This is a genomic window from Acinetobacter sp. BWR-L5 (genome assembly GCF_039655985.1).
Lineage (GTDB): Bacteria > Pseudomonadota > Gammaproteobacteria > Pseudomonadales > Moraxellaceae > Acinetobacter > Acinetobacter johnsonii.
In genome coordinates, this window is the sequence record NZ_JAGFEV010000016.1 from 17,682 (window position 1) to 43,659 (window position 25,978).

General features: G+C 41.0%; 24 protein-coding genes. 12 read left to right on the forward strand and 12 right to left on the reverse strand.

Annotated elements, in window-relative coordinates; genetic code table 11:
• Window positions 1–231: 231 nt before the first annotated feature.
• From mfd to JZ787_RS17550, 3 genes are all read right to left on the reverse strand, one after another.
• Window positions 232–3,690 (reverse strand): transcription-repair coupling factor, encoded by a 3,459-nt coding sequence (gene mfd / locus JZ787_RS17540; RefSeq protein ID WP_346312999.1) that lies wholly within the window; start codon window positions 3,688–3,690, stop codon window positions 232–234.
• 140 nt (window positions 3,691–3,830) lie between these two features.
• Window positions 3,831–4,196 carry a hypothetical protein gene (locus JZ787_RS17545; protein ID WP_346312989.1) on the reverse strand — a complete coding sequence of 122 codons (366 nt, stop codon included), beginning with the start codon at window positions 4,194–4,196 and terminating at the stop codon, window positions 3,831–3,833.
• A gap of 340 nt (window positions 4,197–4,536) precedes the next feature.
• Complete coding sequence (locus JZ787_RS17550) at window positions 4,537–4,683, reverse strand: hypothetical protein (RefSeq protein ID WP_205630083.1); 147 nt, start codon at window positions 4,681–4,683, stop codon at window positions 4,537–4,539.
• Window positions 4,684–5,353: 670 nt separating this feature from the next.
• Here JZ787_RS17550 and putP point away from each other — a divergent pair.
• Entirely contained in the window at window positions 5,354–6,877 is a 1,524-nt protein-coding gene (putP, locus tag JZ787_RS17555) for a sodium/proline symporter PutP (protein ID WP_346312990.1), read from the forward strand.
• A 63-nt stretch (window positions 6,878–6,940) separates the two neighbouring features.
• On the opposite strand, the gene JZ787_RS17560 is transcribed toward putP, so the two are convergent.
• Window positions 6,941–7,435, reverse strand: coding sequence for an Lrp/AsnC ligand binding domain-containing protein (locus JZ787_RS17560; protein WP_087528326.1), 495 nt, complete (start codon window positions 7,433–7,435; stop codon window positions 6,941–6,943).
• Window positions 7,436–7,552: 117 nt separating this feature from the next.
• Here JZ787_RS17560 and putA point away from each other — a divergent pair, with 117 nt between their 5' ends.
• The 5 genes from putA (at window position 7,553) to JZ787_RS17585 (ending at window position 14,321) form a co-directional block, all read left to right on the forward strand.
• Window positions 7,553–11,308 carry a trifunctional transcriptional regulator/proline dehydrogenase/L-glutamate gamma-semialdehyde dehydrogenase gene (gene putA, locus JZ787_RS17565; protein ID WP_346312991.1) on the forward strand — a complete coding sequence of 1,252 codons (3,756 nt, stop codon included), beginning with the start codon at window positions 7,553–7,555 and terminating at the stop codon, window positions 11,306–11,308.
• A gap of 267 nt (window positions 11,309–11,575) precedes the next feature.
• On the forward strand, window positions 11,576–12,658 hold the full coding sequence (gene trmA / locus JZ787_RS17570; protein WP_346312992.1) for a tRNA (uridine(54)-C5)-methyltransferase TrmA: 1,083 nt from the start codon (window positions 11,576–11,578) through the stop codon (window positions 12,656–12,658).
• A gap of 243 nt (window positions 12,659–12,901) precedes the next feature.
• Window positions 12,902–13,126 (forward strand): hypothetical protein, encoded by a 225-nt coding sequence (locus tag JZ787_RS17575; protein ID WP_004984703.1) that lies wholly within the window; start codon window positions 12,902–12,904, stop codon window positions 13,124–13,126.
• A gap of 208 nt (window positions 13,127–13,334) precedes the next feature.
• Window positions 13,335–13,583, forward strand: coding sequence for a hypothetical protein (locus tag JZ787_RS17580; protein WP_346312993.1), 249 nt, complete (start codon window positions 13,335–13,337; stop codon window positions 13,581–13,583).
• 198 nt (window positions 13,584–13,781) lie between these two features.
• The gene (locus JZ787_RS17585) at window positions 13,782–14,321 is read left to right on the forward strand and encodes a lecithin retinol acyltransferase family protein (protein ID WP_078426565.1); all 540 of its coding nucleotides are present in this window, start codon (window positions 13,782–13,784) and stop codon (window positions 14,319–14,321) included.
• On the opposite strand, the gene JZ787_RS17590 is transcribed toward JZ787_RS17585, so the two are convergent.
• The 3 genes from JZ787_RS17590 to JZ787_RS17600 all read right to left on the reverse strand — a co-directional run bounded on the left by JZ787_RS17590 (window position 14,315) and on the right by JZ787_RS17600 (window position 17,606).
• The gene (locus JZ787_RS17590) at window positions 14,315–14,776 is read right to left on the reverse strand and encodes an SRPBCC domain-containing protein (protein WP_058869690.1); all 462 of its coding nucleotides are present in this window, start codon (window positions 14,774–14,776) and stop codon (window positions 14,315–14,317) included. The genes JZ787_RS17585 and JZ787_RS17590 overlap by 7 nt on opposite strands.
• 117 nt (window positions 14,777–14,893) lie before the next feature.
• The gene (locus tag JZ787_RS17595) at window positions 14,894–15,805 is read right to left on the reverse strand and encodes a bestrophin family protein (RefSeq protein ID WP_346312994.1); all 912 of its coding nucleotides are present in this window, start codon (window positions 15,803–15,805) and stop codon (window positions 14,894–14,896) included.
• A gap of 82 nt (window positions 15,806–15,887) precedes the next feature.
• Window positions 15,888–17,606, reverse strand: a complete 1,719-nt coding sequence (locus JZ787_RS17600; RefSeq protein WP_346312995.1) for a glutamine--tRNA ligase/YqeY domain fusion protein — start codon at window positions 17,604–17,606, stop codon at window positions 15,888–15,890.
• Between the two features lie 235 nt (window positions 17,607–17,841).
• Between JZ787_RS17600 and JZ787_RS17605 the strand changes: the two genes are divergently transcribed.
• Both JZ787_RS17605 and JZ787_RS17610 read left to right on the forward strand, forming a co-directional pair.
• On the forward strand, window positions 17,842–18,351 hold the full coding sequence (locus JZ787_RS17605; RefSeq protein ID WP_346312996.1) for a peptidylprolyl isomerase: 510 nt from the start codon (window positions 17,842–17,844) through the stop codon (window positions 18,349–18,351).
• An 89-nt stretch (window positions 18,352–18,440) separates the two neighbouring features.
• Window positions 18,441–19,160, forward strand: coding sequence for a UDP-2,3-diacylglucosamine diphosphatase (locus JZ787_RS17610; RefSeq protein WP_346313000.1), 720 nt, complete (start codon window positions 18,441–18,443; stop codon window positions 19,158–19,160).
• A gap of 62 nt (window positions 19,161–19,222) precedes the next feature.
• Here JZ787_RS17610 and JZ787_RS17615 read toward each other — a convergent pair whose 3' ends face one another.
• Window positions 19,223–19,450 (reverse strand): transposase, encoded by a 228-nt coding sequence (locus JZ787_RS17615; RefSeq protein ID WP_346312997.1) that lies wholly within the window; start codon window positions 19,448–19,450, stop codon window positions 19,223–19,225.
• Window positions 19,451–19,867: 417 nt separating this feature from the next.
• On the opposite strand from JZ787_RS17615, the gene nfsB reads away from it, so the two are divergent.
• Window positions 19,868–20,521 (forward strand): oxygen-insensitive NAD(P)H nitroreductase, encoded by a 654-nt coding sequence (nfsB, locus tag JZ787_RS17620; protein ID WP_346312998.1) that lies wholly within the window; start codon window positions 19,868–19,870, stop codon window positions 20,519–20,521.
• 101 nt (window positions 20,522–20,622) lie between these two features.
• Window positions 20,623–20,856 carry a hypothetical protein gene (locus JZ787_RS17625; RefSeq protein ID WP_346313001.1) on the forward strand — a complete coding sequence of 78 codons (234 nt, stop codon included), beginning with the start codon at window positions 20,623–20,625 and terminating at the stop codon, window positions 20,854–20,856.
• On the opposite strand, the gene JZ787_RS17630 is transcribed toward JZ787_RS17625, so the two are convergent.
• The 4 genes from JZ787_RS17630 to JZ787_RS17645 form a co-directional block, all read right to left on the reverse strand.
• A complete protein-coding gene (locus JZ787_RS17630; RefSeq protein WP_339401011.1) occupies window positions 20,816–21,673 on the reverse strand; it encodes a DMT family transporter in 858 nt (285 codons plus the stop codon). The two genes, JZ787_RS17625 and JZ787_RS17630, sit on opposite strands and share 41 nt — an antisense overlap.
• Before the next feature lie 89 nt (window positions 21,674–21,762).
• The gene (gene fba, locus JZ787_RS17635; RefSeq protein WP_004984718.1) at window positions 21,763–22,800 is read right to left on the reverse strand and encodes a class II fructose-bisphosphate aldolase; all 1,038 of its coding nucleotides are present in this window, start codon (window positions 22,798–22,800) and stop codon (window positions 21,763–21,765) included.
• A 121-nt stretch (window positions 22,801–22,921) separates the two neighbouring features.
• On the reverse strand, window positions 22,922–23,197 hold the full coding sequence (locus JZ787_RS17640) for a hypothetical protein (RefSeq protein ID WP_004696954.1): 276 nt from the start codon (window positions 23,195–23,197) through the stop codon (window positions 22,922–22,924).
• 149 nt (window positions 23,198–23,346) lie between these two features.
• Window positions 23,347–24,537 (reverse strand): phosphoglycerate kinase, encoded by a 1,191-nt coding sequence (locus JZ787_RS17645; protein ID WP_058869696.1) that lies wholly within the window; start codon window positions 24,535–24,537, stop codon window positions 23,347–23,349.
• Window positions 24,538–24,676: 139 nt separating this feature from the next.
• On the opposite strand from JZ787_RS17645, the gene JZ787_RS17650 reads away from it, so the two are divergent.
• A complete protein-coding gene (locus JZ787_RS17650; protein WP_004696950.1) occupies window positions 24,677–25,063 on the forward strand; it encodes a DUF2237 domain-containing protein in 387 nt (128 codons plus the stop codon).
• Window positions 25,060–25,653 (forward strand): Maf family protein, encoded by a 594-nt coding sequence (locus tag JZ787_RS17655; protein ID WP_178927958.1) that lies wholly within the window; start codon window positions 25,060–25,062, stop codon window positions 25,651–25,653. The genes JZ787_RS17650 and JZ787_RS17655 overlap by 4 nt, the downstream gene beginning before the upstream one ends.
• Window positions 25,654–25,978 lie beyond the last annotated feature (325 nt).

A 25,978-nucleotide genomic window follows, 5' to 3' on the forward strand; every position in this document is an offset into this window, starting at 1 on the left:
ATCTTTATAAATGATGCAAATTAGAATAATGGCTAATACTATCACATCCAATCAGAGGTGAATATTGCAAGCAATGTGTTTCAACACAAATAAACTACGTTTTACTTTGAACTACATCACATTTATTACTTTAATAAATTTCATCAAAAAATCAAGTCTTTCTTTTTATAGCGCAAGTCCGCAAGAAAGACCTGATATCTGTATGAAATCACAGCAAATTAAAGCTAAATTTTAATGCAATTCTTTCAACAAACTTTCCAATAAGTCATTGATAAATTGAATCCGTTTTTCATATTCCTCTAGCATCACCATGACTTTTAAGCGCTGACCACCCTCCATCCTAAAAAAGGTCGGGTGTTTTTGCATCATCTGAATAATACTAATCGCCTGAACAGGAGTATCTGGTGAAAATTCAATCGCACCACCATTGGCAGCAATATCCACTTTGGTAATACCCAGTGTTTCCGCTTTCAAACGCATCTGATGCACAGCAAAAAGCTGTTTCACAGGTTGTGGTGGTATCCCAAAACGGTCAATCAACTCCATACGAATGTTATCGAGTTTTTCTTGACTGTCCGTATTACTAATGCGCTTATAGAACAATAAACGCTGATGGACATCTCCCAGATATTCATCTGGAATCAAAGCTGGCATATGTAAATTGATTTCTGCGGTCAGTGAGAGTGGCGCATCGAAGTTCGGGGTTTTGCCTTTTTGAATGGCTTTGGTCGCCTTTTCAAGCATCTCCATATACAAGCTATAACCAATGGCTTGCATGGAACCACTTTGTTGCTCGCCGAGTAGCTCTCCCGCTCCGCGAATTTCTAAATCTTCCGTCGCTAACATAAAACCCGCACCTAATGTCGATGCCCGCTGAATCGCATCTAGACGTTTTTCAGCATCGCCTTTCAACCCTTTGATGGATGGCACCAACAGATAGGCATAAGCTTGGTGATGCGAGCGCCCTACACGCCCACGTAGTTGATGCAACTGCGCCAAACCCAGCTTATCTGCCCGTTCAATTAAAATGGTATTGGCATTCGGAACGTCAATCCCTGTTTCAATAATGGTTGAACAAACCAGCACGTTATATTCTTTATGGTAGAACTGCTGCATGACTTGTTCTAACTCGCGTTCACGCATTTGACCATGTGCAACAGCCACACGTGCCTCAGGGACCAATTCTCGAAGAGTCTCCGCTGCACGTTCGATGGTTTCGACTTCATTATGTAGAAAATAAACTTGGCCACCACGCAGTAACTCACGCAAGATGGCTTCCTTAACTGAATCACCCGTATGTTCTTGCACAAAAGTTTTTACCGCTAAACGTCGTGCAGGTGGTGTGGCAATAATCGATAAATCACGCATGCCACTAAAGGCCATATTTAAAGTCCGTGGAATTGGAGTTGCAGTCAGAGTCAACATGTCCACATCTGCACGCATCGCTTTAATCCGCTCTTTATCACGTACACCAAAGCGGTGTTCTTCATCCACAATCATCAAGCCTAAGTCTTTAAACTGGACACCTTCTTGTAGAATTTTATGCGTACCAATCACGATGTCGACTTTGCCCTCAGCTAAATCCTCAATCGTTTTCGTATGTGATTTACTGCTGCCAAAACGTGATAAAACTTCGATACGAATAGGCCAGTCTGCAAAACGGTCTTTAAAAGACTCATAATGCTGTTGAGCCAGCAACGTCGTCGGCACCAAAACAGCCACCTGTTTATTGTTCTGTACCGCTAAAAATGCTGCGCGCATCGCAACTTCGGTTTTGCCAAAACCCACATCGCCACAAACCAAGCGATCCATGGGTTTAGCCAATTGCATATCATACAAAGTCGCCTCAATCGCATTGGCTTGGTCGAGTGTTTCCTCATAGGCAAAGCCACTGGCAAACTGCATATATTGACCTTGATCTAACTCAAAACCAAAACCTGGTTTGGCTTGACGACGAGCTTGGATATGCAATAACTCCGCTGCTACATCATGGATTTGCTCCAACACTTTGCGCTTTGCTTTGCTCCAAGCATCAGTACCCAGCTTATGCAAGGGTGCCAAGTCTGGATCACCGCCACTATAACGACTGATCAAATGTAAATTGGTGACGGGAACATAAACTTTGGCAGCATCGGCATAATCGAGCTGCAAGAACTCATAGTCTTGAGCATCAATGCTTAAAGTAACTAAGCCCGCATAACGCCCTACACCATAGTCGATATGCACCACCGGCGCACCCATGCTCAGTTCAGCCAAACTGCGGATGAGAAACTCTTCCGAAACCTCTTGCTGACGTTTACGACGACGCTGTACAACGCGATGCTCATACAACTGATTTTCAGAAATGATGCTAATGCTGTCTTTTAATACCAAGCCACGCTCTAAGGGCGCACTGGTAATTGCAATGGCATGCAAGGATTTTTGAAATTCCGCAAAATTCTCGACATTAGAAATATCTCCCAATGTTGCACGCAAGGCATCTTTTAAAGTTTCACGACGCCCCGCGCTTTCAGCAACCAGTAATACTGGATGGTTAGCAGCATCAATATACTGTTTAACCGCATGAAAGGGCTTTTCATGCTTAGGATCGACCGCTAAACGTGGCGGAAGCTCAGTGTTTAAATTGATCACACCTGCTTTTAAATCAAAAGCCTCGACTGAAGCGATAATGCGGGGAAAGGTATTGAGCTGTTCTAAAACTTGATTGGTCGAAATAAAAAGATGGTTAGGGGCTAAAATTGGCTGGTCAACATTATGGCGACGGTCTTCATAACGTCGATCGATTTCTTTCCAAAAACTATCTAAACCATCATCAACCTGCTTATCTGTAATGACAATGGAATGACTTGGTAAATACGAAAGCAGTGTACTTTGGGTTTCCATCTGCGCTGCACTGAAAAATAGTGGGAAATAGAACTCAATCCCTGGCGATGCAATTCCTTCTAACACATCCTGATAAATTGGATTTTTCTTTGGATTTGCCGTCGGAAACATTTCTGCATAGCGATCACGAAAGATGCTGCGTGCCTCTTTCAGCGGAAACTCTTTAGCCGGTAATACGGAAAATTGTTTTAAGTTTTGCGTAGTACGCTGCGTCTCAGGATCAAAAAATTTAAGGGTTTCAATTTCATCATCAAATAAATCTATGCGAATTGGTGCAGCTTGACCTGAGGCATAGATATCCATAATGCTACCCCGAACCGCAAATTCACCATGGTCATATACTGTGTCGACCAAATGATAGCCTGCTTGAATTAAACGCTTCTTTTGCTGTTCCAACTCAAACTTTTGACCAACATGAATATCAAAGTGTTCTCCCAACACCCACGACGTCGGCGCTACACGCTGCGCCAAGGTCGAAGCCGAAATCAGTAAGACGCCTGTTTGCGGCATATTGGATAAAATTGCGAGACGCTCAGACACAATATCCTGATGAGGAGATAAACGATCATAAGGCAGAATTTCCCAGTCTGGAAAAATGGTCGGTCGAATACCGTAAAATTCAAATTCACTTTCGAGTTGTGCTAAGTGTTGATTATTTTTTGCCACAACTACAAAAAGCTTTTTATTTTGTGTGCTTAACGTTTGAATGAATAATGCAGCTGAAGAGCCGAGCAAATTTCCCAGCCAACGTTTTTCGCCTGCTTTTAGTTGTTGCACATTCAGTTGGGAGATTTCTTCTTGGAACATGGACATGGCTTTAGCGTTTAAAAACATGCGTCATATACTAGCATGATGTCCTCTCGCTGCATGTTATTTTTCACGACAAGAACAACATCAATCTAGCGCTAAGTCCTTTTTACAACTCAAATTTATGGCTTTTAAAAGACTTATTTTTTGTCACGTATAAACTGGTAATAATAGTCATTAAGTAGCTTAATCATTCGCTTTAACTCAGTTAAGTTTTCTAGATTATTACCTAAACGTGCGACAAATCGTTCATTGGCAATTTCCAAGTCGATCTTTTCATTGATTAGCATAGCACTATAAAAAAGTGCATTAAGGTCATTAAACTGACTAATTCTACGATTTGAAAAATAGGCCAAACGTTCAGCATGTATGGCATTTAGCACAATACCTTCAATGATAAAGCCTTTTTCATCATCATATTCAATCTGATGCTGCTGCAAAAAAAGTTGTTCTGGCGCATCTTTCTTTAATTTAAATAATTGGCTTAATTTACTCAGCATAGACATCTAATCATGGTTCTTCACTCAAGCATATTGTAGTTCTAACTGCTACCTTTTGTTAGCGTGTATCGGCTAAAAAGTATAAAAGCAGCGCATTGACTACGTTTATACCTATATATAGTTATAAATGTTCTAGCGAACTTATGCTAAAGATACAACCTTAGGCGTCACCTCAGCAGCCAAGTTTCAAATGAGAAAATGTGACCTAAGGGTTATTAAGTCAACAACCCTTTCTCCAATACCACTCACTGAACTGTTTTGTTTTCCGCAATACACTGTTTACCCATTTCATCACATTTCGCATGACCTAAGATTCGATTAAACAAAGTGAGAATACCAACACTAATTAATTGCTAAACATAGCGCCACTGTAGAAAGTATTGGTCGATTGATATTTATTGACATGATCGTTTTTGAAAATAAAATCATATTTACCTTGAGGAAGTGATAGATGCTCCAATGCAAGATTGGCCAGCACTTCGTTGCTATCCATTTAATTGAAGTGCCCACTCCACCTTTATAGGCATCTATGGTTAGATGCAAGGGAAAAGCGTGTAACCAACTTTCAGATGGTTGGCCCAATTGCTCACATGCCCCCGCAATGGCCTGCACAATTTCAGGAGAAATTTTGTCAAATTTGCAGGTAATTTATACCGACTCTATTTTCACTTGTTCCAAAGCAAGCAGAAAATGCCATTGAATTCCTATTTTCTAATTAGAAATTTGAAAGTTTTCCAATGCATTCAAAGTATGAATGCCTTAACAAAATTAGTTCAATGGTGAAATATTCGTCTTTTCTACCTATTTCACGACTGTAAATACATTTCATAAATGAAACACTTTATATGTAAATATGCCTATTTTGCAGGTAATGTAATTTTTCGTAAGCAATATAAAATCATAAATTATAACTAGCCTGCTGATTTTACGAAATAAATGCTTAGAATTTCATTTACCCTATAAAAAAGAATAATAATTGACCAATAAACAACATATTTTCAACAACTTATTGTTTAATTTTAAAAAACAATTAATAATTACACAAAATATACAAAAACACCTCACAACTGTTACAGAGTGTAATTTTATTTTTATGCTTGAATCGCCGTCTCAAACAAAGCGATTAAAAAATCTCCCAAGTCGGATTTTGCCAAGGAATGCCTATGAGTCAAATTAACCCCACCCTCGTCACATTTTTAGTTTATATCATTGCCATGGTTGGCATCGGTTTGTATGCATACAAGTCTACAAACAACTTTGATGATTACATCTTAGGTGGTCGTAGTTTAGGAAGTGTGGTTACTGCACTTTCCGCAGGTGCATCAGACATGAGTGGCTGGTTACTGATGGGCTTACCGGGCGCAATTTATTTGTCTGGTTTGTCTGAAGCGTGGATTGCTGTAGGTCTGATCATTGGTGCATGGCTCAACTGGTTATTGGTTGCAGGACGTTTACGTGTACACACTGAAGTCCAAAACAACGCCCTCACCCTGCCTGATTATTTCACAGGTCGTTTCGCAGATCGTAAACGTATCTTGCGTATGATCTCAGCGATCGTTATTTTAGTATTCTTCGCGATTTACTGTGCTTCCGGCATGGTGGCTGGCTCACGTTTATTTGAAAGCATCTTTGGCTGGGACTACACCACTGCTCTTTGGATTAGCGCAATTGCAACCATCAGTTATGTATGTATCGGTGGCTTCCTTGCAATTAGCTGGACAGATACCTTCCAAGCAGGCTTAATGATTTTTGCTCTGCTGCTTACCCCAATTATGACTTATCTTGCGATTGATGGTAATGCTGCACAGTTCACAGTCCTACTTGAAACGGCTCGCCCACAAGCAATGCACATTGTCTCTGAGCTCAGTACTGTTGCCATCCTGTCATCATTGGCATGGGGCTTAGGCTATTTTGGTCAGCCACACATTTTAGTGCGCTTCATGGCTGCAGACTCTGTGAAAACAATTCCTGCTGCGCGTCGCATTGGTATGACATGGATGATTTTATGTTTAGGTGGTGCGGTAGGTGCAGGTTTTATTGCGATTGCTTACTTCCAACAACACCCTGAACTGGCGGCTGTGGTTTCTCAAAACCCAGAAACTGTGTTCATGGAACTGACTAAAATATTATTCAACCCATGGATTGCAGGCATTATTTTAGCTGCAATTTTAGCTGCGGTGATGAGTACATTAAGCTGTCAGCTACTGGTTTGTTCTACAACATTGACAGAAGACATGTACAAAGCATTCATCCGTAAAACCGCTTCTCAAAAAGAATTGGTCTGGGTGGGTCGTTTCATGGTTCTTGCAGTTGCTGTTCTTGCAATTTGTTTAGCAAGCAACCCTGACAGTAAAGTTTTAGGCCTTGTAGCTTATGCATGGGCAGGCTTTGGTGCGGCATTTGGTCCACTGATTATCTTGTCTTTGTTCTGGAAGCGCATGACTTTGAATGGTGCTATTGCAGGTATTATTGTTGGTGCGGTAACTGTAATTGTATGGAAAAATGCATTAGGACACTTAGGTCTATATGAAATTATTCCAGGCTTCATCTTCTCTTGGATCAGCATTGTAGTTGTAAGCTTAATGGGTAAAGCCCCTGAAGCAGAAGTGGTACAACGCTTTGAACAAGCAGACAGCATGTACAAACAAGCCATGGCTGAAATGAAAGAAGAATCTACACAACGTTAATTGAACGTGTAGACCAACAAAAAAGGGGCTTAAAAGCCCCTTTTTTGTATCTCATGCACTCAATTATTTCGACAATGGTTTGTACTTAAGTTGAATACGTGAGCTTTCTTTGATGACTTCCATCACGGGATAACTGCGCGTTTCTTTAACGCCCGGCAGTTGCCACAAGACTTGACCTGAGATTTTTCGGAACTCATCCATACTGGCACAGCGAATTTTCACCACAAAATCAAAGCCCCCACTAGTCATATGACATTCCACAATTTCATCATGCTGTAACACGGCATGGCGAAAATCGTCCAAGACATGTGGCGTGGTTTTATCCAAAAGTATCTCCACAAAAACTACAAAACTAGCATTCAGCATGTTTGGATTTAAGCGTGCTTCATAACTCAGAATAAAGCCTTCCTTGGTTAATTTTTGCACCCGCGCCAAAGCAGCCGTCGCTGATAAGTTCACTTCTTCGGCAAGTTTAATATTCGATATTTTTCCATCTCTTTGAAGAATATCTAATATTTTGATATCTGTTCGGTCCAAGCTAAAAATTGGGCTCGTCATCTGAATTAATCTCTAAATATCATACAAATTATAGTGAGTTATTCGGCATTCTTTCTGTAATCATAAATTAATTACTATAGATCTCTCAACACATTATTGTATGCACAGGATGTAGGCATGAATATGATGGAAAGCAATACGCATTTCAACGAAGCTCAAACTCAATTTGAATATATTACCGAATTCAAAGAAAAAAGTGAGCTTGAAGTTGAAATCAATACCGCTTGGCGACGTGCCGAAACTGACTGTGTTCAAAACTTATTAGACCACAGCAAAATCTCTGACGAGATGAATCAACGCATTCATGAACTTGCGTTTGATTTGGCTCATACTTTACGTGAACGTAAAAGCGGCAGCGGTAAAGCAGGTATTGTACAGGGTCTCTTACAAGAATTTGCACTGTCTTCTCAAGAAGGCATCGCGCTGATGTGTTTAGCTGAAGCATTGCTTCGTATTCCAGACATGGCGACACGTGACCTATTGATTAAAGACAAAATCAACCAAGGCAACTGGAAAGAGCACGTTGGTCAAAGCAACCTGATGTTTGTCAATGCGGCAGCATGGGGTCTCATGTTGACTGGCAAACTGATGGAAACACCAAAACAAAATAGCTTATCAGGCACTTTAACAGGCTTATTGGCACGTAGTGGGCGTGGCATCATCCGTAAAGCGGTTGATGTGGCTATGCGTATGATGGGCGAACAGTTTGTGACTGGTGAAACCATTGGTGAAGCATTACAACACGCTGAACGTCTTGAAGAAAAAGGCTTCCGCTATTCATACGACATGCTGGGTGAAGCGGCACTGACCGATCATGATGCTGATCGTTATATGAAAGACTATACCGATGCCATTCATGCCATTGGTCAAGCGTCAAAAGACAAAGATGTTTATGACGGCCCAGGTATTTCAATTAAATTATCTGCTCTACACCCTCGCTACCAACGCGCGCAAGTTGCACGTATGCATGAAGAGTTGTACGGCAAAGTCTTTACTCTTGCTAAATTAGCACGCGGCTACAACATCGGCTTAAATATCGATGCAGAAGAATCTGAACGTTTAGAAATTTCTTTAGAAATGCTTGAACGCCTATGCTTTGAACCAGAACTCAAAGACTGGAAAGGCATTGGTTTCGTTATCCAAGCATATCAAAAACGTTGTTTCTACGTGGTTGACTACATCGTAGACTTGGCTAAACGTAGCGAAAAACGCTTAATGATCCGTTTAGTGAAAGGCGCGTACTGGGACAGCGAAATCAAGAAAGCGCAAATTGAAGGGATGACTGACTACCCTGTATTTACTCGTAAAGTACATACAGACTTGTCGTATATCGCATGTGCAAAAAAATTATTGGCTGCACCAGAACAAATCTACCCACAGTTTGCAACACATAATGCGCAAACCTTGGCGACCATTTATGAAATGGCCAACCCAGAAAAATACTACGTGGGTCAGTATGAGTTCCAATGCTTACACGGCATGGGCGAGCCACTGTATGAACAAGTAGTTGGTGAAAAGCAAGATAAAAAGCTGGGTGTACCGTGCCGTATTTATGCGCCTGTTGGTAACCATGAAACACTATTGGCTTATCTTGTACGTCGTTTACTTGAAAATGGTGCAAACACTTCTTTTGTCAACCGTATTGCAGACAAGTCACTCGCAATTGATGATTTGATTGAAAACCCAACTCAAACCATTTTAAGCAGTGCAAAACGTGAAAATATCGTGGGTCAAAAGCACCTTTCGATTCCACTTCCTGCTGAGCTTTATGGGCAGCTGCGTGCAAACTCTAAAGGTTTAGACCTTGCAAATGACTCTGCATTAGTTCAGCTGAACCAAACAGCTCAACAGTTTGCTAAGCACCAATGGTCTGCTGCACCAATGGGTGAGCACATTCAGACCAATGACGCCGTTGCTCCACAAAGCATTATCAACCCAGCACGTCACTCAGATGTTGTCGGTTATGTACAAGAAGCAACAACTGAACAAGTTGAGCAAGCATTAAACAATGCACAAGCTGTTCAAGACATTTGGGCACGTACGGCTAAAGACACCCGTGCAAGTTACCTACTTCGCGCTGCTGACTTAATGGAAGCTCGCTTAGAAGAACTGATTGTTTTACTTTGCCGTGAAAGTGGTAAAACGTATGCCAATGCAATTGCAGAAGTTCGTGAAGCTGTAGATTTCTTACGCTACTATGCAACGCAAATGATTGATCTAGATGCAAACGCAGAAGTTGAACCTTTAGGCACGATGCTGTGTATTAGCCCATGGAACTTCCCATTGGCCATCTTCACAGGTCAAGTCGCTGCTGCATTGGTTGCGGGTAATACCGTGATTGCTAAACCAGCTGAACAAACACCATTGATTGCAGCGCAAGCAATTCAAATCTTATGGCAAGCGGGTGTGCCTCAAGCGGCTGTACAGTTGATGCCGGGTCGCGGTGAAACTGTGGGTGCACAACTCAGTGCAGCCGAGCAAGTTCAAGGCATCATGTTCACAGGTTCTACTGAAGTTGCTAAGATTTTGCAAAAAACTGTGGCAAAACGTTTGAGCAAAACTGGTGAAAGCATTCCTCTGATTGCTGAAACAGGCGGTCAAAATGCCATGATCGTTGACTCATCAGCACTAACTGAGCAAGTTGTACTCGACGTTGTAAGTTCGGCTTATGACAGCGCAGGTCAACGTTGTTCTGCCCTTCGCGTACTATGTGTACAAGAAGACAATGCTGATGCTGTGATTCAAATGCTTAAAGGCGCAATGCAGCAACTCCAAGTGGGCAACCCATATCTACTTAAAACAGATATTGGTCCTGTAATTGATGCTGAAGCGCAAGAAAACATTCAAAAGCACATCGACAAAATGCGCCAAAAAGGTCATCGCGTACACCAGTTGATGCGTAATGATGCTCAAGACTCTGAACTAGATGCAGGCACGTTCATTACACCAACATTAATTGAACTGCCAAATCTCAATGATTTAGAGCGCGAAGTGTTTGGTCCTGTGCTGCACGTGATTCGCTTTAACCAAGGTTCACTCAAACAGTTACTTGAGCACATCAACAGCAAAGGCTATGGCCTCACTATGGGTTTACATACTCGTATTGATGAAACCATTCAAACTGTCATGACCCATGCTGAAGTAGGTAACCTCTACATCAACCGTAACATCGTGGGTGCAGTTGTCGGTGTACAACCTTTTGGTGGCGAAGGTTTATCAGGTACAGGCCCTAAAGCGGGTGGTCCAATTTATCTATATCGCCTAATGCAAAACTGTTCTGCGAAAAAGTTAAATAAACCATTTGCAACAGGTGCTGTCTTAAACCCTCAAGTCGAGTTCAGCAACTCTACATTGTTCCTTGAGTGGGCAGCTAAAACCTTCCCAGCTGTAAAATTGGCAAAAATTGAGAACTTCTGTTCAGGCCATCATTACGAGCTGCAAGGTCCAACAGGTGAAAGCAACCAATACATGGTAATTCCGCGTCATGCAGTCTTGTCATTAGCAGAACAAGAAGCGGATCAACTACAACAGTTGAATGCGATTTTTGCAGTTGGTAGCCGTCCAGCAGTACTCGCAGATAACAGCTTTGTGTTAAAACACATGCCAAGTATGCCTAAAGCATTGGCTCAAGCGTTCCATGTCATCAAAGACATCAAAACTGATGCTTTTGATGCAGTATTACATCATGGTACAACGGCGCAGCTTTTAGCTCTGCAACAGCAGATTGCTGAGCGTCAAGGTGCGATTGTAGGCATTACTCACCTTAGCCCATCACAAACAGCCATTCCTTTGGAACGTTTTGTGATTGAGCGTGCTATTAGTGTTAACACTGCAGCTGCTGGTGGTAATGCAAGTCTCATGACTTTGAACTAAGCCCAATTTAAACCTGTAGTCCTCATTGGGACTGCAGGTTTATTACTGTGTTTCCTCTATTGCCAAGTCAACATCTCCTGGTCTGTTTACTTGGCATTTTTTATGCGACTCGGTTTGACTTAATCTGCTCGAAAATTTCCGATATAGCAAAGTATCAAACCATCTGTAACATGAATAAACCCCACGCTTTTGCTGAATATCTTTAGGCTAATTCAGCAAACTTTGTTACCATCTCTTTTTTCAATATGTTTGCGATTTTTACTGCATATGACTTCTTCTTATCAACAACAACTTGACGCCAAAATTGAACGAATTACAGCTCAATTTGCTGAATTCACTCCACCTTCGCTTGAAGTTTTTCATTCTCCTGAAAAACACTTTCGCATGCGTGCAGAATTCCGTATTTGGCATACCGAAGATGATATGTTTTATGCCATGTTTGAACGCGATGAAGACAACCAGAAAAAAGTCATTCGTATTGATGACTTCCCAATCGCTGATGCCAGTATTAATCAGCTCATGCCTGTTTTATTGGCAGAATTAAAAAGCAATGATCTCCTCTCAAAACGCTTATTTGAAGTGCATTTTTTAGCAACCTTAAAAGGTGAAATGCTGGTTTCGCTGATTTATCGCTGCCCACTCGATGAACAATGGCAGGTTTTAGCCAAACAACTTTCAGAAAAATTAAATATTAAGTTGATTGGTCGTAGCCGTGGTCAAAAAGTGGTACTCACCGATGAATTTGTGGTGGAAGAACTACAAGTTTTTGAGCGTAAATATCAGTACAAACAAATTGAAAGCAGCTTTACGCAGCCCAATGCGCAAGTCTGCCAAAAAATGCTCGAATGGGCCTGCAATGCTGCACAGCATTCAAATAAAGATTTATTAGAACTTTACTGTGGCAATGGTAACTTCACCCTACCGCTTTCCACCCGCTTCAACCGTGTTTTAGCCACTGAACTGGCTAAGTCTTCAGTGTATGCAGCACAGTGGAATATCGAACAAAACCACATCGATAATATTCAAGTCGCGCGTTTATCGGCAGAAGACTTCACGCAAGCCTATAACGGCGAACGCGAATTCCGCCGCTTACAAGAAGCAAATATCGAGATGAGCAGCTATGAGTTCGATACGGTGTTTGTTGACCCACCGCGTGCAGGTATTGATGATGAAACCTTGAAATTGATTCAGCGTTTTGAACGAATCATCTATATTTCGTGTAATCCGGACACCTTGCATGACAACTTAAAAACACTTAGCCAAACCCATAAAATTTCACAGTTTGCGCTGTTTGACCAATTCCCCTATACCCACCATGTCGAGTCTGGGGTTCTACTAGAAAAAATTTAAACAATTTGTTGCAACTTAAACCGTATAAACAAAGAAGCTCAAATGAGCTTCTTTTTTAAATTTCATGAAAAAAGATAAGCTTATATAAAATGCAAGTATTTCAACTGTCATAATAACGTTAATACCTTGCGCTATAATCGGAATTTTTCGACATCGATCGCTGCTTTTATCTCTCATGCTGACTTGCATTATTTTACAGATTGGTTATATTTCACCCTATGTTAGGTTGTAAATGAAGTCTATATGAGTTTTTGGCAAAAGCTGTTTTCGAATGAACAGCAAAACGAGCATAAAAATCAAATTGCTTGTGTTGAAAATGACTGCTCTTGTAAAACCAATGAACAGCTCATCGAAAAGCTTAAAACAGCGACCGATGAAGACGTGATTGTTGGGATTAAAAAAGTATTAGCTTCTCGTGGCTATGGCCGTAAGGAGTTAAATGAACTTCAGCATCGACCTCTACAGTAGTAGAGTCACTGAATATTCATCAAAAAGGCACTTAGATTGATCTAAGTGCCTTTTTTAATGGCTGCACATCACTCTGCCTATAAAAAACCAAGGTATATGAAGCACAGCACACTGTGTACGTTTAAATATTATACAAAGCCTTAAATTTTTGTTACCTTACAGGCTCAATATAAAAATCAATAATGTTTGAAAATTAAAGGTTTAAGCAATGAAAAAATTACTTATGGTCAGCACATGTATCACACTTTTATCTTTAACAGCATGTAGCAAAATGCCGAAAGCTTGTGTTGAGTCTTGGGAAAAAATGGAAAAACTTGCCGCGCAGATGGGTCTACCTGAAGAACAACTCAAAGAACAAAAAAAGAAATTTGAAAAAGACGTGAAAGCGATGAACACTGAAGAAGCAACACGTATGTGCAGTACCCAAAACTCACTTTTAGGCCTAGTGGATCAATAAACATCGCTTCTAAAAAAAGGATGCTTGCATCCTTTTTAATGCGATCAGAAAAGCTAGATACTCCTTTCCAATCGGTCTCTTTTATTTTTTATCATCGTAAACTCAAATAACCGAAACCCACTAAACAGTCGATTATTCCCAGCAGAAGCTTTAAAATACAGATAAAAGACAACTGTAATGAATTAGCACGTATTAGGCATGCAACAACAAAAAGTCCACTACCCCTTGGGGGCTCATCTTATAGTCAAACATTTTGGCTATACGCATCACGGCATATATGCTGGGCGTGGACGTGTGATCCATTATTCAGGTTTTGCACATCTTTTTAAAAAGCACCCGATTGAAATCACTTCCATCGAGAACTTTAGCCATGGACGCAAAATTACAGTCAATCAGTACCAAGATCCCAAATATAAAGGCCGTAAAGTGGTTCGCCGTATGCGCTCACGCATGCATGAAAACAACTACCATCTTATTATTAATAACTGTGAACACTTATGCACGTGGGCCATTACAGGCGTTGAAAGTAGCCCCCAAGTCATCAAAATGATGAACCGACTTACCACCATTGGCTATGTCAGCTCTATGATGAGTTTCATGAACAGCCTAATGTTAACGCTCACCACCACCTGTTTTGCCTTGGTGCTTTATATCAAAAAGAAATTACGTGATAAGGCCAAACAGCAGCTCGGCAACTATTTTGAGTTTAAAGAAGAGCGCTCTAAAAAAGATCACTGATGTGAACGCAGTTCAAAAGGTGGAAATTTATCTTCAACCAAGTTGAGCTGGATATCGTATTCAAGCCATGCCTTGGCACCATCTAGCACTGTAGTAAAGCCACCTGTTGCATCCATCACATAATGAATCAGCTCATTACCCTGTAACTCAATATCATAGTTTCGAATGATCACATAGGTATTCATGCTGTCGATTTTTTCAAATACAAAATCTACTTTAGTTTTAGGCGTGCCCCATTCGATGCAGATCAACTCATTTTCAACGACTTGTAGGACATGAGTCGAATGTGTAATTTGGTATTTATCCCATGTCCAATCGACCATTGCACCTTTTTCTAAATAGCCCGAAGACTGACTAAACCAAAACTTGGTGGTTATGAGTGGATCAACAAAAGCATTAAACACAATATTGACAGAACGCCGAATCAACATCTGAGTTTCGATCACGGTAGTCATTGTTATATTCCTATCACTTTTAAACAGTGATAGCACATCTCAACAAACCAATCATATCGAAAATTTGTTATGGCTCAGGCAATCTGCTGATTTTCTGTTATGGATTTGTTCACTGCTTTAACTTAAATTGGCTCTATGCGCACTCACTGGTTCTGGCAAGGACTCATTTAAAGAACTCAGCATTTCACGCTCTATGCCTCGTACAATAGCATCTAAAGGCAAGTCATTTTCCTGAAGCCCGAAGGGTTCTTCTAATTCTGCACTCAATGCATCTAAACCCAATAAGAGATAGGCAATTAAGGCCACGATCACAGGCGACCAAAAACCAAGACTGGAACTTAAACTAAAAGGTAAAATGAGACAGAAAGAGTACACGGCACGGTGTAACAAAACCGAATAAGAAAATGGCAACGGCGTAGATGAAATACGGTCACAACCAGCGTGAATATCGCCCATTGCCACTGTATGCTTGGTCAACATACTGTAAATAATATCGCTAATCTCACCACGCTTATACAACACCGCCAGATCTTTCTGCGTAAGCTCTAATAGATATTGCGGTGGATTAATATGCGTAGCCAATACCTCCCACTGCTCTACTGTCAGTTGTACTTTGGCTTGATAGTGGTCATAGGTATGACTTTGCTGCCGTAAACGATCTCGAAGCAAATGACTAAATAACATCACGCGATACATCAAAACTGTACGCTCTGCATCATTTAAGACATAACTATCACGGATTATATGCCGTGCGTTGGCAATCATTGCGCCCCATAGCTTACGCCCTTCCCACCAGCGGTCATAACACGCTGTATTTCGAAAGCTTAAGAAAATCGAAAGAATCACACCAAATACAGTAAAACCAATGACAGGCACTGCAGGAGCAGTCACGTAATGTTGAGTCGCTAGATAAACCAACAGTGTTGAAATTAAAACACCGACCATCAGTGCCGGAAACACTTTCGGTAAAATGGTGCCGCGCCAAGCAAAGAGTAATGCAAAGCTATTGGTTTTATCTCGAACGATCACAGTGTATTCCTATTGGTTTCGCTACGAAAAGGCTCAACCGAAGTTGAGCCTTATATCTATATCCACATCAAGCAAACAGCGCTTATTTAGGCTTAAAACTGTCTTTTAAGTCTAAAATACGGTTAAACACAGGTTTCTCTGCTGTATGGTCGTATTGATCTGCAACAAAATAACCTTCACGCTCAAATTGGAAACGGTCTTCAGGCTGTGCTTGCGCCAATGCAGGCTCAATCACTGCTTGTACAATTTTCAAAGAATCAGGGTTCAAGTTCGCTAAGAAATCATCACCCACTTCAGGGTCTGACTCTGTAAACAGACGATCATAAATACGCACTTCAGCAGGAATGCCTTTAGTCGCAGATACCCAGTGAATCACCCCTTTAACTTTACGACCTTCTGGATTTTTGCCCAAGGTTTCAGGGTCGATTGAACACTTCAACTCAACCACTTCACCGTTTTCGTCTTTAATTACTTCATCACACTTAATGACATAAGCATGACGCAAGCGCACTTCACCACCCGGAATTAAACGCTTGAAGCCTTTTGGTGGTTCTTCTTCAAAGTCTTTACGGTCAATGTAAATTTCAGAGGTTAACGGAATTACACGTTCACCCATGTCGACATTTGGATGACGTGAATGGGTTAAATCCATATCGTTAGGCAAGTTGGTGAGCGTAACTTTAAGTGGGTTCAACACCGCCATACCGCGCGCCGCAACATTTTCTAAAGACTGACGGATGCAATATTCAAGCATTGCAACATCAACAATACCATCTGACTTCGACACACCAACACGCTTACAGAAGTCACGTAGACCTTCTGGGGTAAAACCACGACGGCGCATACCTACAACAGTTGGCATACGCGGGTCATCCCACCCATTCACATAACCACCTTCAACCAACTTACGTAATTTACGTTTAGAGGTAATGGTATAGTCGATATTTAAACGGCTAGACTCATACTGACGTGGTACTGCTTCCGAGTGAACTTTCTCAACCACCCAGTCATAAAACGGACGGTGGTCTTGGAATTCCAAAGTACACAGTGAGTGAGTAATGCCTTCAATTGCATCGGATAATGGATGCGCATAGTCGTACATTGGGTACATTTTCCATTTATCACCTGTTTGGTGATGCTCTGAATGGAGTACACGATACAAAATAGGATCACGCATATGCACATTTGGAGATGCCATATCAATTTTGGCACGCAGAACAGCTTCACCTTCTGCAAACTCGCCATTGTTCATTTTTTCAAAACGCGCAAGGTTTTCTTCAACTGAAGTATTGCGGTAAGGCGAGTTTTTACCTGGCTCAATAAAGTTACCACGGTTCAAACGAATTTCTTCAGGTGACTGCAAATCCACATAAGCATCACCCTGTTTAATCAGTTGAATCGCCCATGCATGAAGTTGATCGAAATAGCTTGATGCATAGCGCGGTTCGCCATTCCATTCAAAACCCAACCATTTAACGTCATTGGCGATCCCATCTACATATTCTTGTTCTTCTGCATCTGGGTTGGTGTCATCAAAACGTAGGTTGCAAAAACCATCAAACTCGTTGGCAATACCAAAGTTTAAGCAAATCGCTTTCACGTGACCAATGTGTAAATAACCATTCGGCTCTGGCGGGAAACGCGTGACTACTTTTTGCGTACGACCTTCAGCCAAATCATCGGTAATCACTTGGCGAACAAAGTCTAAGCCTGGCTGTTGTTCTTGCTGCGCTGCGACAGAGGCATTGTTACTTGGTGTCGGGTTATTTGGCAGTGTTGAAACAACATCATTCGGCTTCATAGTTTAAAAATCACTTTGATGAAAAAAATTAAGGAAAAATAGGGTCCTGCTATACGAGCATAATTCTAACTGATCTATCAGTCGATTTATGAATATTTTACAGCCCCTTAAACGATATTTGATCTATTTTACAAAGAAAATAACGTTTTTACTTGCCTTGTAGTTTACAGTTTGCTTATGCTTCTCACAACCAAAAAACCCATGGCTTTGATGTCCATGATTAGGAGATTACACAATGAGTTTTCCTCAAGTCGAATTAAACACCAATAAAGGTCGTATTGTTCTTGAACTTAACAACGAAAAAGCACCGATTACTGTTGCTAACTTCTTAGAATACGTACGTGACGGTTTCTATGACGGCGTAATTTTCCACCGCGTGATCGATGGTTTCATGATCCAAGGTGGTGGTATGGATGAAAACTTCAAAGAAAAAGCAACACGTGATGCAATTGAAAACGAAGCTGATAACGGCTTAACCAATGACCTTGGTACAATTGCAATGGCGCGTACACAAGCACCTCACTCTGCATCTGCGCAGTTCTTTATTAACGTGGGTAACAACTCTTTCCTTAACCACTCTGGCAAAAATGCACAAGGTTGGGGTTATGCAGTTTTCGGTAAAGTAACTGAAGGTCTAGACGTAGTAAACGAAATTAAAAGCGTTCGTACTGGCAACCGTGGCTACCATGCTGACGTTCCACTAGAAAACGTTGTGATTGAATCTGCTAAGATCATTTCTGAATAAGAATCCCTCCTAACCTCCCTTTAGAAAAGGGAAGAAGTCCCTCTTTTAAAAGAGGGATTTAGGGAGATTAAATTAAAATGGAAACTTCCGTGACCTATTTGTTTATCGCTGATTTACACTTGTCACCAGATCACCCTCGACTCGTTCGGGGGTTTTTAGATTTATTAGATGCTTATAAAAACCAGAATACCCAACTGTATATTTTAGGCGACTGGTTCAATGCATGGATTGGCGACGACTACACAGCCCCTTGGATAGATGAAATCATTCGCGCCTTAAAACAATTTTCAAATGCAGGCAATCACATCTATTTCTTAACAGGTAACCGTGATTTTGCCCTAGGACAACAGTTCCTCGACCAATTTAATGGTCAACTGTTAGCCGAAGTTTGCACACTCAAACTTTCAGATCACATCATACGTATTGAGCATGGTGATTTGCTCTGCACGGACGACGTATCCTATCAGCGTTTTCGTAAAATCATCCGTAATCCACTTCTGCTAAAGTTTTTAAAAAGTACACCGCTTGACTTTAGACAAAAATTGGCCAATGGATTCCGTAAAAAAAGCCGTCAAGCACAACAGTTTAAAAGCTATGAAGTCATGGATGTGAATCAAGATGCTGTTCAATCAGCATTAAGCAATGCTGATTTACTGATTCACGGACACACCCATCGTGCCAATATTCATGATATTGATGGGAAAAAGAGAATTGTACTCGGTGACTGGAAAGAAGATTCAGCTCAGATTTTAGAAATTAATGCGAATGGTCATCTACAAAATTTGGCATTAAAAAAATGGCAGTATTAATGCCATTTTTTTACTATACCAATCAATATTATACATAATGCTTAACTCAAGTACTTATCGCCTTAGTTCAACTCATTTAGACGATACAATTGATTAACACCGGTATAAAAGCTCAAACCATCTAAGTTCATTGGAAGAGTTTCGCCAGATTCAAGTTGAATCATATGCCCCACTTCAACCCAAATTAAACCGTGATTTGTATTCTGTTGACGTTTAAGTGGCACCAATTTTACATTGATTTCACTACCATTTACGGCTGTAGCAACACGCCATGTATCTAAAGTTTTCAAAATTTTAACTCACTAAGTGAGCTTTTTGTGATGGAACAAAGAGATTAATAAAACGGGTTTTGAATAATAATTCTGTAGTTACAACGATGATATTCAAGCCAAATGCCTGAACTCAGATAGATCACAATCAGCTATATCATAGAAAAGTAGGAACAATACCTACTCGTAGTCTGCATTATACTAGGTTGTCAAGATTTAAGCAAAAGTAGCCCATTTTTTAATAGAATGACTTTTTTATTATTTTATCTGTTTGAAATAAAAAACTTTTCATATAAATACTTTATTCACAGGCGCTTAAATGCGTTTTCAGCCAGTACACATATTCAACTAAAATCTAAGTCTGTTCGAGTTGTAGCGTGATCACAAGTCTCCTTTCATCGGTTAGAATGAGACATCAACAATAAATTGAGTGCGATTATGGATCTGCTAAATATTTCAAAAAGTCGTTATACCACCAAAGCTTATGACCCAAATAGAAAGATCCCTCATGAACAGTTTACTCGATTATTAGAAATTCTCCGCTTAACGCCATCGTCTATAAACATCCAACCTTGGCATTTTTTCATTGCAGAAAACACAAACGCCAAAGAGCGGATTGCAAAAGCGCTAGTGGGTAAATACGCATACAATGCACCCAAAGTGCTAGATTCATCACATACGATTTTATTTTGCACCAAAGCCGATATTTCTGAGCAACATTTGGAAAATTTATTGCATCAAGATGACCTACATGGTCGTTTTAAAGATGATGCCGCTAAGCAAGGCCAAAAAGACAGTCGTTCTGGTTATGTCAACTATTACCGCAATGAGAAAGGTGACATACAGCGCTGGGCTGAAAACCAAACCTTTATTGCTTTAGGTCAGATTCTATTGGCTGCAGGTATTGAAAAAATTGATGCGACACCGATTGGTGGTTTTGATGAATCCATTATTAGTGAAGAGCTAGGTTTAACCGAACAAGGTCTAGTCCCTTCTGTATTGCTCACACTAGGCTATCGGAGTGATGCCGACTTCAATGCAAAATTGCCAAAGTCTCGTTTAAGCAAAGAAGATATTTTCACGCAGCTGTAATGCTATTTGTATATAAAAGGGACTTCAGTCCCTTTTATATTTTGGGCCTGAAAATTGCTTCATCATGTTCAATGTCAAAAACAAAAAAAGTGAGGTTGCTGATGTCTGTTAAGCCCAATATGCCGATGAAATTTGAATGTGCACATTGCAATAAAATCTATTTAGGTCAGTATCAACATATTATGCGCCCCCACTATCCTGATTGCCCCAGTTGTGAGCAACCAGGGCTGTTATTAGGAATTGCAGTGATTGAAGATCTGTTCAAACACCCTTTTTCCTTTGTGCAGAACTATTTTAAACAGACATTGCGTAAGCTAAACAAGCCACGCTTGTAATACCCAACACCAATCCGATGGCTGTTGCGAGTTTGAGCTTCTCTTTAAAGAAAAGTAGTCCGCTGAATACGCCTAACAGCACCACCATAATATTCATGCCCGCAAAAACCACCGCTGGGCTATCCTTGAGTAGCAGATGAGCTTTGACATAAAGTGCAATATTGGCAAAGTTCAACACCCCAAGACATAGACCTGCCACGACGTTCTTGGTTAAGCCGATATTTTTCGTAGTCACGGCAACATAACCGACTGACAATAAAAAAGCGCAAATAAACATCAGGTTTAACGCAACAGAAAACTGCACACCCAGCCCTGTTGTATATTTGAGTAAGACATCAATCAGCGCATAACCAAACCAGACTAGTGCTAGATACCACACGGCCTGTTTTTGACCTTCTCCACCACCAGAGGCATTGGTAAATAAAATGCACATCACGGCGGCAAGCCCCAAGACTACCCCGACAATTTTGAGCTGATTAAACTGTTCTTGAAAAATAAAATAAGCCGCCAATAAAGATAAAATCACAGACAAACGCTGTGCAATTTCTGTTTTGACAATGCCTGCATATTGTAAAGATTTAGCTAAAAATAAAAATACACTCGGCAACAAGACACCAAGCGCTACAATCAGCCACCACGGAGTATTTGAAATAGAAACGTGGCTTAGATCAGGTTTAAACCAGAAGTAACACAGTAAACTGGCTGAAGCATAGTTCCAGCTGATCATCTGGATCGGATCAAATCCTTTGTTTTTGCCCCATTTTAAAAGAATGGAGACCACCACACTACAACAGGCCGCAGCAAATATCAGTTCCATAGCACACTCTTATTATTTTCACTTATATTACACACATAGAAAAGCCCACATCAGGGTGGGCTTTTCCAATATAAATCATTCAAAAAGAATTATTTATAACGATCAACCATTTTCTCTAAAGAAATTGGACGAATCTTGTCGGCATTGCCCGCTGTACCAAATGCTTCGTAACGGTCAACACAAATTTGTTTCATTGCGTCTACAGTTTTCGCGAAGAATTTACGAGGGTCAAATTCACTTGGTTGTTCAGCCATCATACGACGCATTGCACCAGTCGATGCTAAACGCAAGTCTGTATCGATGTTGATTTTACGAACACCGTGCTTAATTGCTTCAACCAATTGCTCAACAGGAACACCATAAGTTTCTTTGATGTCGCCGCCGTACTGGTTAATGATCGCTAACCATTCTTGTGGTACAGAGCTTGAACCGTGCATCACAAGGTGGGTATTTGGAAGCGCCGCATGAATTTCTTTAATACGGTCAATCGCCAAAATATCGCCTGTAGGTGGACGCGTGAACTTATATGCACCGTGTGAAGTACCTACTGCAATTGCAAGTGCATCGACATTGGTATCTGCAACAAACTGACGTGCTTCTTCAACTGAAGTGAGAAGTTGAGAATGATCGAGAACACCTTCAGCTCCAACACCATCTTCTTCACCCGCCATACCCGTTTCAAGGCTACCTAAACAACCGATTTCACCTTCAACTGAAACACCGCATGCATGCGCCATTTGTACTGTACGACGAGTTACATCAACGTTGTATTCATACGTTGTTGGTGTTTTACCGTCTGCACCCAATGAACCATCCATCATCACAGATGAGAAGCCCAATTGAATTGAACGTTGGCAAACGTCTGGATCTGTACCATGGTCTTGATGCATTACCACTGGAATGTGTGGCCATTCTTCAATTGCAGCCAAAATAAGATGACGTAAGAATGGAGCACCTGCATATTTACGCGCACCCGCTGATGCTTGTACGATAACAGGTGAATTTGTCGCATCTGCTGCAAGCATGATTGCGCGCATTTGTTCTAAGTTGTTTACGTTGAATGCTGGTACGCCGTAAGCATGTTCGCCGGCGTGATCCAAGAGCTGGCGCAATGAAATAAGAGCCATAATGTCCTCCCAGTTGATGCGACATATTCTACATGCTCAAAGGTTTCAATTCAGCAACAAATAACACTATTTAAAAAAAATCCCCGCAATTGCAGGGACTTTTTACGAAATTCGCATGTATTTAGTGTGCTGTGGCTGCCGAAGCCTCTACCGCAGGATCCGCAGTTGCAGCATCTGCAGGTGCATTTGCAACTTCAGCAGGAATGTCTTTGTTCTTTTCATCCAATTCTGGCTGATCAATCGCATCAATTGCCGCTTGTTGTTCAGCCGTTACAGCTTCTTCAACTGCTGCTGTTTCAGATGCCGCAGCAGTTTGCTCTGGTGCTTCATTTTTCTTACAAGCAGTCAGTGCCAATGGTGCTAACAAAAGTGCAGCAAGGGTCATTTTTAAATTCATAATGTTTTCCTAGAACAGATGATTTAATGCCCTGTAGTTTATTTCAGCATTATTTCATTTTCATGACTGAATGATGAATAGATTTGTTAAGCCCATAAAAAAAGGTTGACCGAAGTCAACCTTTTTACAACAGCATGAGCACACAATAATTATTGTGCACGCTCTATCAGCGCTGCAACTGCCGGAAGTGTTTTACCTTCGACAAACTCAAGGAAAGCACCACCACCGGTTGAGATATAACCAATTTTGTCTGCAACTTCGTATTTATCAATAGCAGCTAAAGTGTCACCACCACCTGCAATAGAGAAGCCAGCAGATTCAGCAATTGCTAAAGATAATGTTTTAGTGCCTTCGCCAAATTGATCGACTTCAAACACACCTACTGGACCATTCCATAGAATCGTTTTCGACGTTTTTAGAATGTCTGCAAATGCTTTTGCTGTTTCTGGACCTACATCCAAAATCATGTCATTGTCAGTGACATCTTCAACTTTTTTCACGACAGCCTTTGCTGCTGCCAATGAACCCAAGAAGTCTGCAAAATCGATTTCAGAAGCATCAGCTACTACAACATCCGTTGGAAGCGGTACAGAAACTTTTGCAGCAATTGCTTTTGCTGTATCGATCAAATCATTTTCACACAATGATTTACCGACATTGAAACCTGCTGCTGCCAAGAACGTATTGGCAATACCACCACCCACGATCAATTGATCACAAATATCAGAAAGTGATGTCAACACATCTAACTTAGTTGATACTTTAGAACCCGCAACAATAGCAACCATTGGTTTTTCAGGCGTTTGCAATGCACGGCCAAGTGCATCTAACTCAGCCGCCAATAAAGGACCAGCCGCCGCAACTTTCGCTAAACGTGCCACACCTTCAGTTGATGCTTCTGCACGGTGCGCTGTACCGAATGCATCCATCACAAATACATCGCATAGTGCTGCATATTTTGCAGCAAGTTCTGGATTGTTTTTCTTTTCACCCGCGTTAAAACGGCAGTTTTCAAGGAGTACCACTTGACCTGCTGCAACTTCAACACCATCAAGGTAATCCGTCACTAATTGAACGTCTTGACCCAATGCTTCAGTCAAATACGCAGCAACAGGTGCTAATGATTGTTCTGGTTTTGGCTCACCTTCAACTGGACGACCAAGGTGAGAATAAACCATTAGGGCTGCGCCTTGTGCTAACGCTGCTTTAATTGTTGGTAAAGCGGCACGTAAACGTGCATCACTTGTAATCACACCATTTTTAACAGGAACGTTTAAATCTTCGCGAATAAGAACACGTTTACCCGTTAAATCGAGGTCAGTCATACGCTGAAAATTCATGTAGAGCTCTCTTTCTATATATAAAAATCGCGTCGATTTTAAATGATTATGCAGAAAAAGGTTAGCTTCTTTTTCAGAAAAGCAAACGAAAGGCAAAGTTTTGCTATCATAGTGAAAAGTCTCACTAGATTTAGCACTTATGTCTATTCATCCTGATCCAAATCTAAACCGTTTAAACGTTTTGGGTGAACCTTTATCCAGCTGTTGTTATTCCCCGATCACGGGTTATTTCCGTAATGGTTTTTGTCATACAGCACCTTCCGATTTGGGACAACACACGATCTGTGTCGAAATGACCTCTGAGTTTTTAAATTTTTCTCAGCGAGTGGGTAATGATCTCATTACCCCCGTACCTGAAGTTGACTTTCCAGGTCTACAACCTGGCGATTTTTGGTGTATTTGTGTGACCCGTTGGGTAGAAGCATATCAGGCCGGTTTTGCGCCTCCTGTTAAAGTTCAAGCTTGCCATCAAGCTGTACTGTCCTATGTCCCGCTGAATGTGCTTATGGAATATGCAGTCGAATGAATACTTCAGAAATTATCTTGGCATCAAGCAGTCAAACTCGTAAAGACCTCATGAACCGTTTACGTCTAGACTACCGCTGCGTTGTCCCTGATATAGACGAATCGCCTCGTGGTGAAAGCCACGCCGATGATTTAGCCAAGCGACTGGCTTTTGAAAAAGCGCATGTCATTGCGTCACAAAATCCTGAAGCAATCGTGATTGGTTCAGATCAAGTGGCATGGCGTGAAGGTGCACCCGATATTTTTATTGGGAAGCCATTGAGTACTGAAAAAGCCATTAAACAGCTACAGGCCAATTCGGACAAGATTGTCTACTTCAGTACCGCACTCAGCGTGCAGCAACATTCAACAGGTTTTGAACGTAGTCTGGTTGAGCACTATAAAGTTAAGTTCCGTAAACTGGGACTGCCTGAAATTCAGCGTTATGTTGAAGTTGAACAACCACTGATGTGTGCTGGAAGCTTCAAGTGTGAAAGCCTTGGTATCAGCTTATTTGAACAAATGATAGGACAAGATCAAACTACATTGATGGGTATGCCTATGATTCAGTTGTGTCATATTCTGCGTGAATTAAAAGTGCTTGTGCCTTAATTCTGTAGCAGTATTTTTAGTTGCTTCCCCAATAAATTGAACGGCAGCAGATGTTGCCGTTCAATTCTGATATTAAATTTAACAACAGCATTAATATAATTATGACCAATCGCTCAAAGCTTTTTAGACGAATTTGCTGAGAGATAAGCTTGAATGAGTCGTTTAAAGTACATTCGAATGAATAGACTACGGTATAGCGTAATTGGACTGCCACCACTCTCCTAGACAAATATGGTCTATTCTTTTTGCATAGGAGAAAACATTATGAGTGGACAACGTTATACCCCAGAATTTAAAGATGAAGCTGTAAAATTGATTACTGATC

Excerpts from the sequence above, each read along its gene's own strand:
- mfd (WP_346312999.1), bottom strand. The coding sequence starts at position 3,690 with ATGTTCCAAGAAGAAATCTCCCAACTGAATGTGCAACAACTAAAAGCA.
- JZ787_RS17545 (WP_346312989.1), bottom strand. The coding sequence starts at position 4,196 with ATGTCTATGCTGAGTAAATTAAGCCAATTATTTAAATTAAAGAAAGAT.
- JZ787_RS17550 (WP_205630083.1), bottom strand. The coding sequence starts at position 4,683 with ATGGATAGCAACGAAGTGCTGGCCAATCTTGCATTGGAGCATCTATCA.
- putP (WP_346312990.1), top strand. The coding sequence starts at position 5,354 with ATGAGTCAAATTAACCCCACCCTCGTCACATTTTTAGTTTATATCATT.
- JZ787_RS17560 (WP_087528326.1), bottom strand. The coding sequence starts at position 7,435 with ATGACGAGCCCAATTTTTAGCTTGGACCGAACAGATATCAAAATATTA.
- putA (WP_346312991.1), top strand. The coding sequence starts at position 7,553 with ATGAATATGATGGAAAGCAATACGCATTTCAACGAAGCTCAAACTCAA.
- trmA (WP_346312992.1), top strand. The coding sequence starts at position 11,576 with ATGACTTCTTCTTATCAACAACAACTTGACGCCAAAATTGAACGAATT.
- JZ787_RS17575 (WP_004984703.1), top strand. The coding sequence starts at position 12,902 with ATGAGTTTTTGGCAAAAGCTGTTTTCGAATGAACAGCAAAACGAGCAT.
- JZ787_RS17580 (WP_346312993.1), top strand. The coding sequence starts at position 13,335 with ATGAAAAAATTACTTATGGTCAGCACATGTATCACACTTTTATCTTTA.
- JZ787_RS17585 (WP_078426565.1), top strand. The coding sequence starts at position 13,782 with ATGCAACAACAAAAAGTCCACTACCCCTTGGGGGCTCATCTTATAGTC.
- JZ787_RS17590 (WP_058869690.1), bottom strand. The coding sequence starts at position 14,776 with ATGACTACCGTGATCGAAACTCAGATGTTGATTCGGCGTTCTGTCAAT.
- JZ787_RS17600 (WP_346312995.1), bottom strand. The coding sequence starts at position 17,606 with ATGAAGCCGAATGATGTTGTTTCAACACTGCCAAATAACCCGACACCA.
- JZ787_RS17605 (WP_346312996.1), top strand. The coding sequence starts at position 17,842 with ATGAGTTTTCCTCAAGTCGAATTAAACACCAATAAAGGTCGTATTGTT.
- nfsB (WP_346312998.1), top strand. The coding sequence starts at position 19,868 with ATGGATCTGCTAAATATTTCAAAAAGTCGTTATACCACCAAAGCTTAT.
- JZ787_RS17625 (WP_346313001.1), top strand. The coding sequence starts at position 20,623 with ATGTCTGTTAAGCCCAATATGCCGATGAAATTTGAATGTGCACATTGC.
- JZ787_RS17630 (WP_339401011.1), bottom strand. The coding sequence starts at position 21,673 with ATGGAACTGATATTTGCTGCGGCCTGTTGTAGTGTGGTGGTCTCCATT.
- fba (WP_004984718.1), bottom strand. The coding sequence starts at position 22,800 with ATGGCTCTTATTTCATTGCGCCAGCTCTTGGATCACGCCGGCGAACAT.
- JZ787_RS17640 (WP_004696954.1), bottom strand. The coding sequence starts at position 23,197 with ATGAATTTAAAAATGACCCTTGCTGCACTTTTGTTAGCACCATTGGCA.
- JZ787_RS17645 (WP_058869696.1), bottom strand. The coding sequence starts at position 24,537 with ATGAATTTTCAGCGTATGACTGACCTCGATTTAACGGGTAAACGTGTT.
- JZ787_RS17650 (WP_004696950.1), top strand. The coding sequence starts at position 24,677 with ATGTCTATTCATCCTGATCCAAATCTAAACCGTTTAAACGTTTTGGGT.
- JZ787_RS17655 (WP_178927958.1), top strand. The coding sequence starts at position 25,060 with ATGAATACTTCAGAAATTATCTTGGCATCAAGCAGTCAAACTCGTAAA.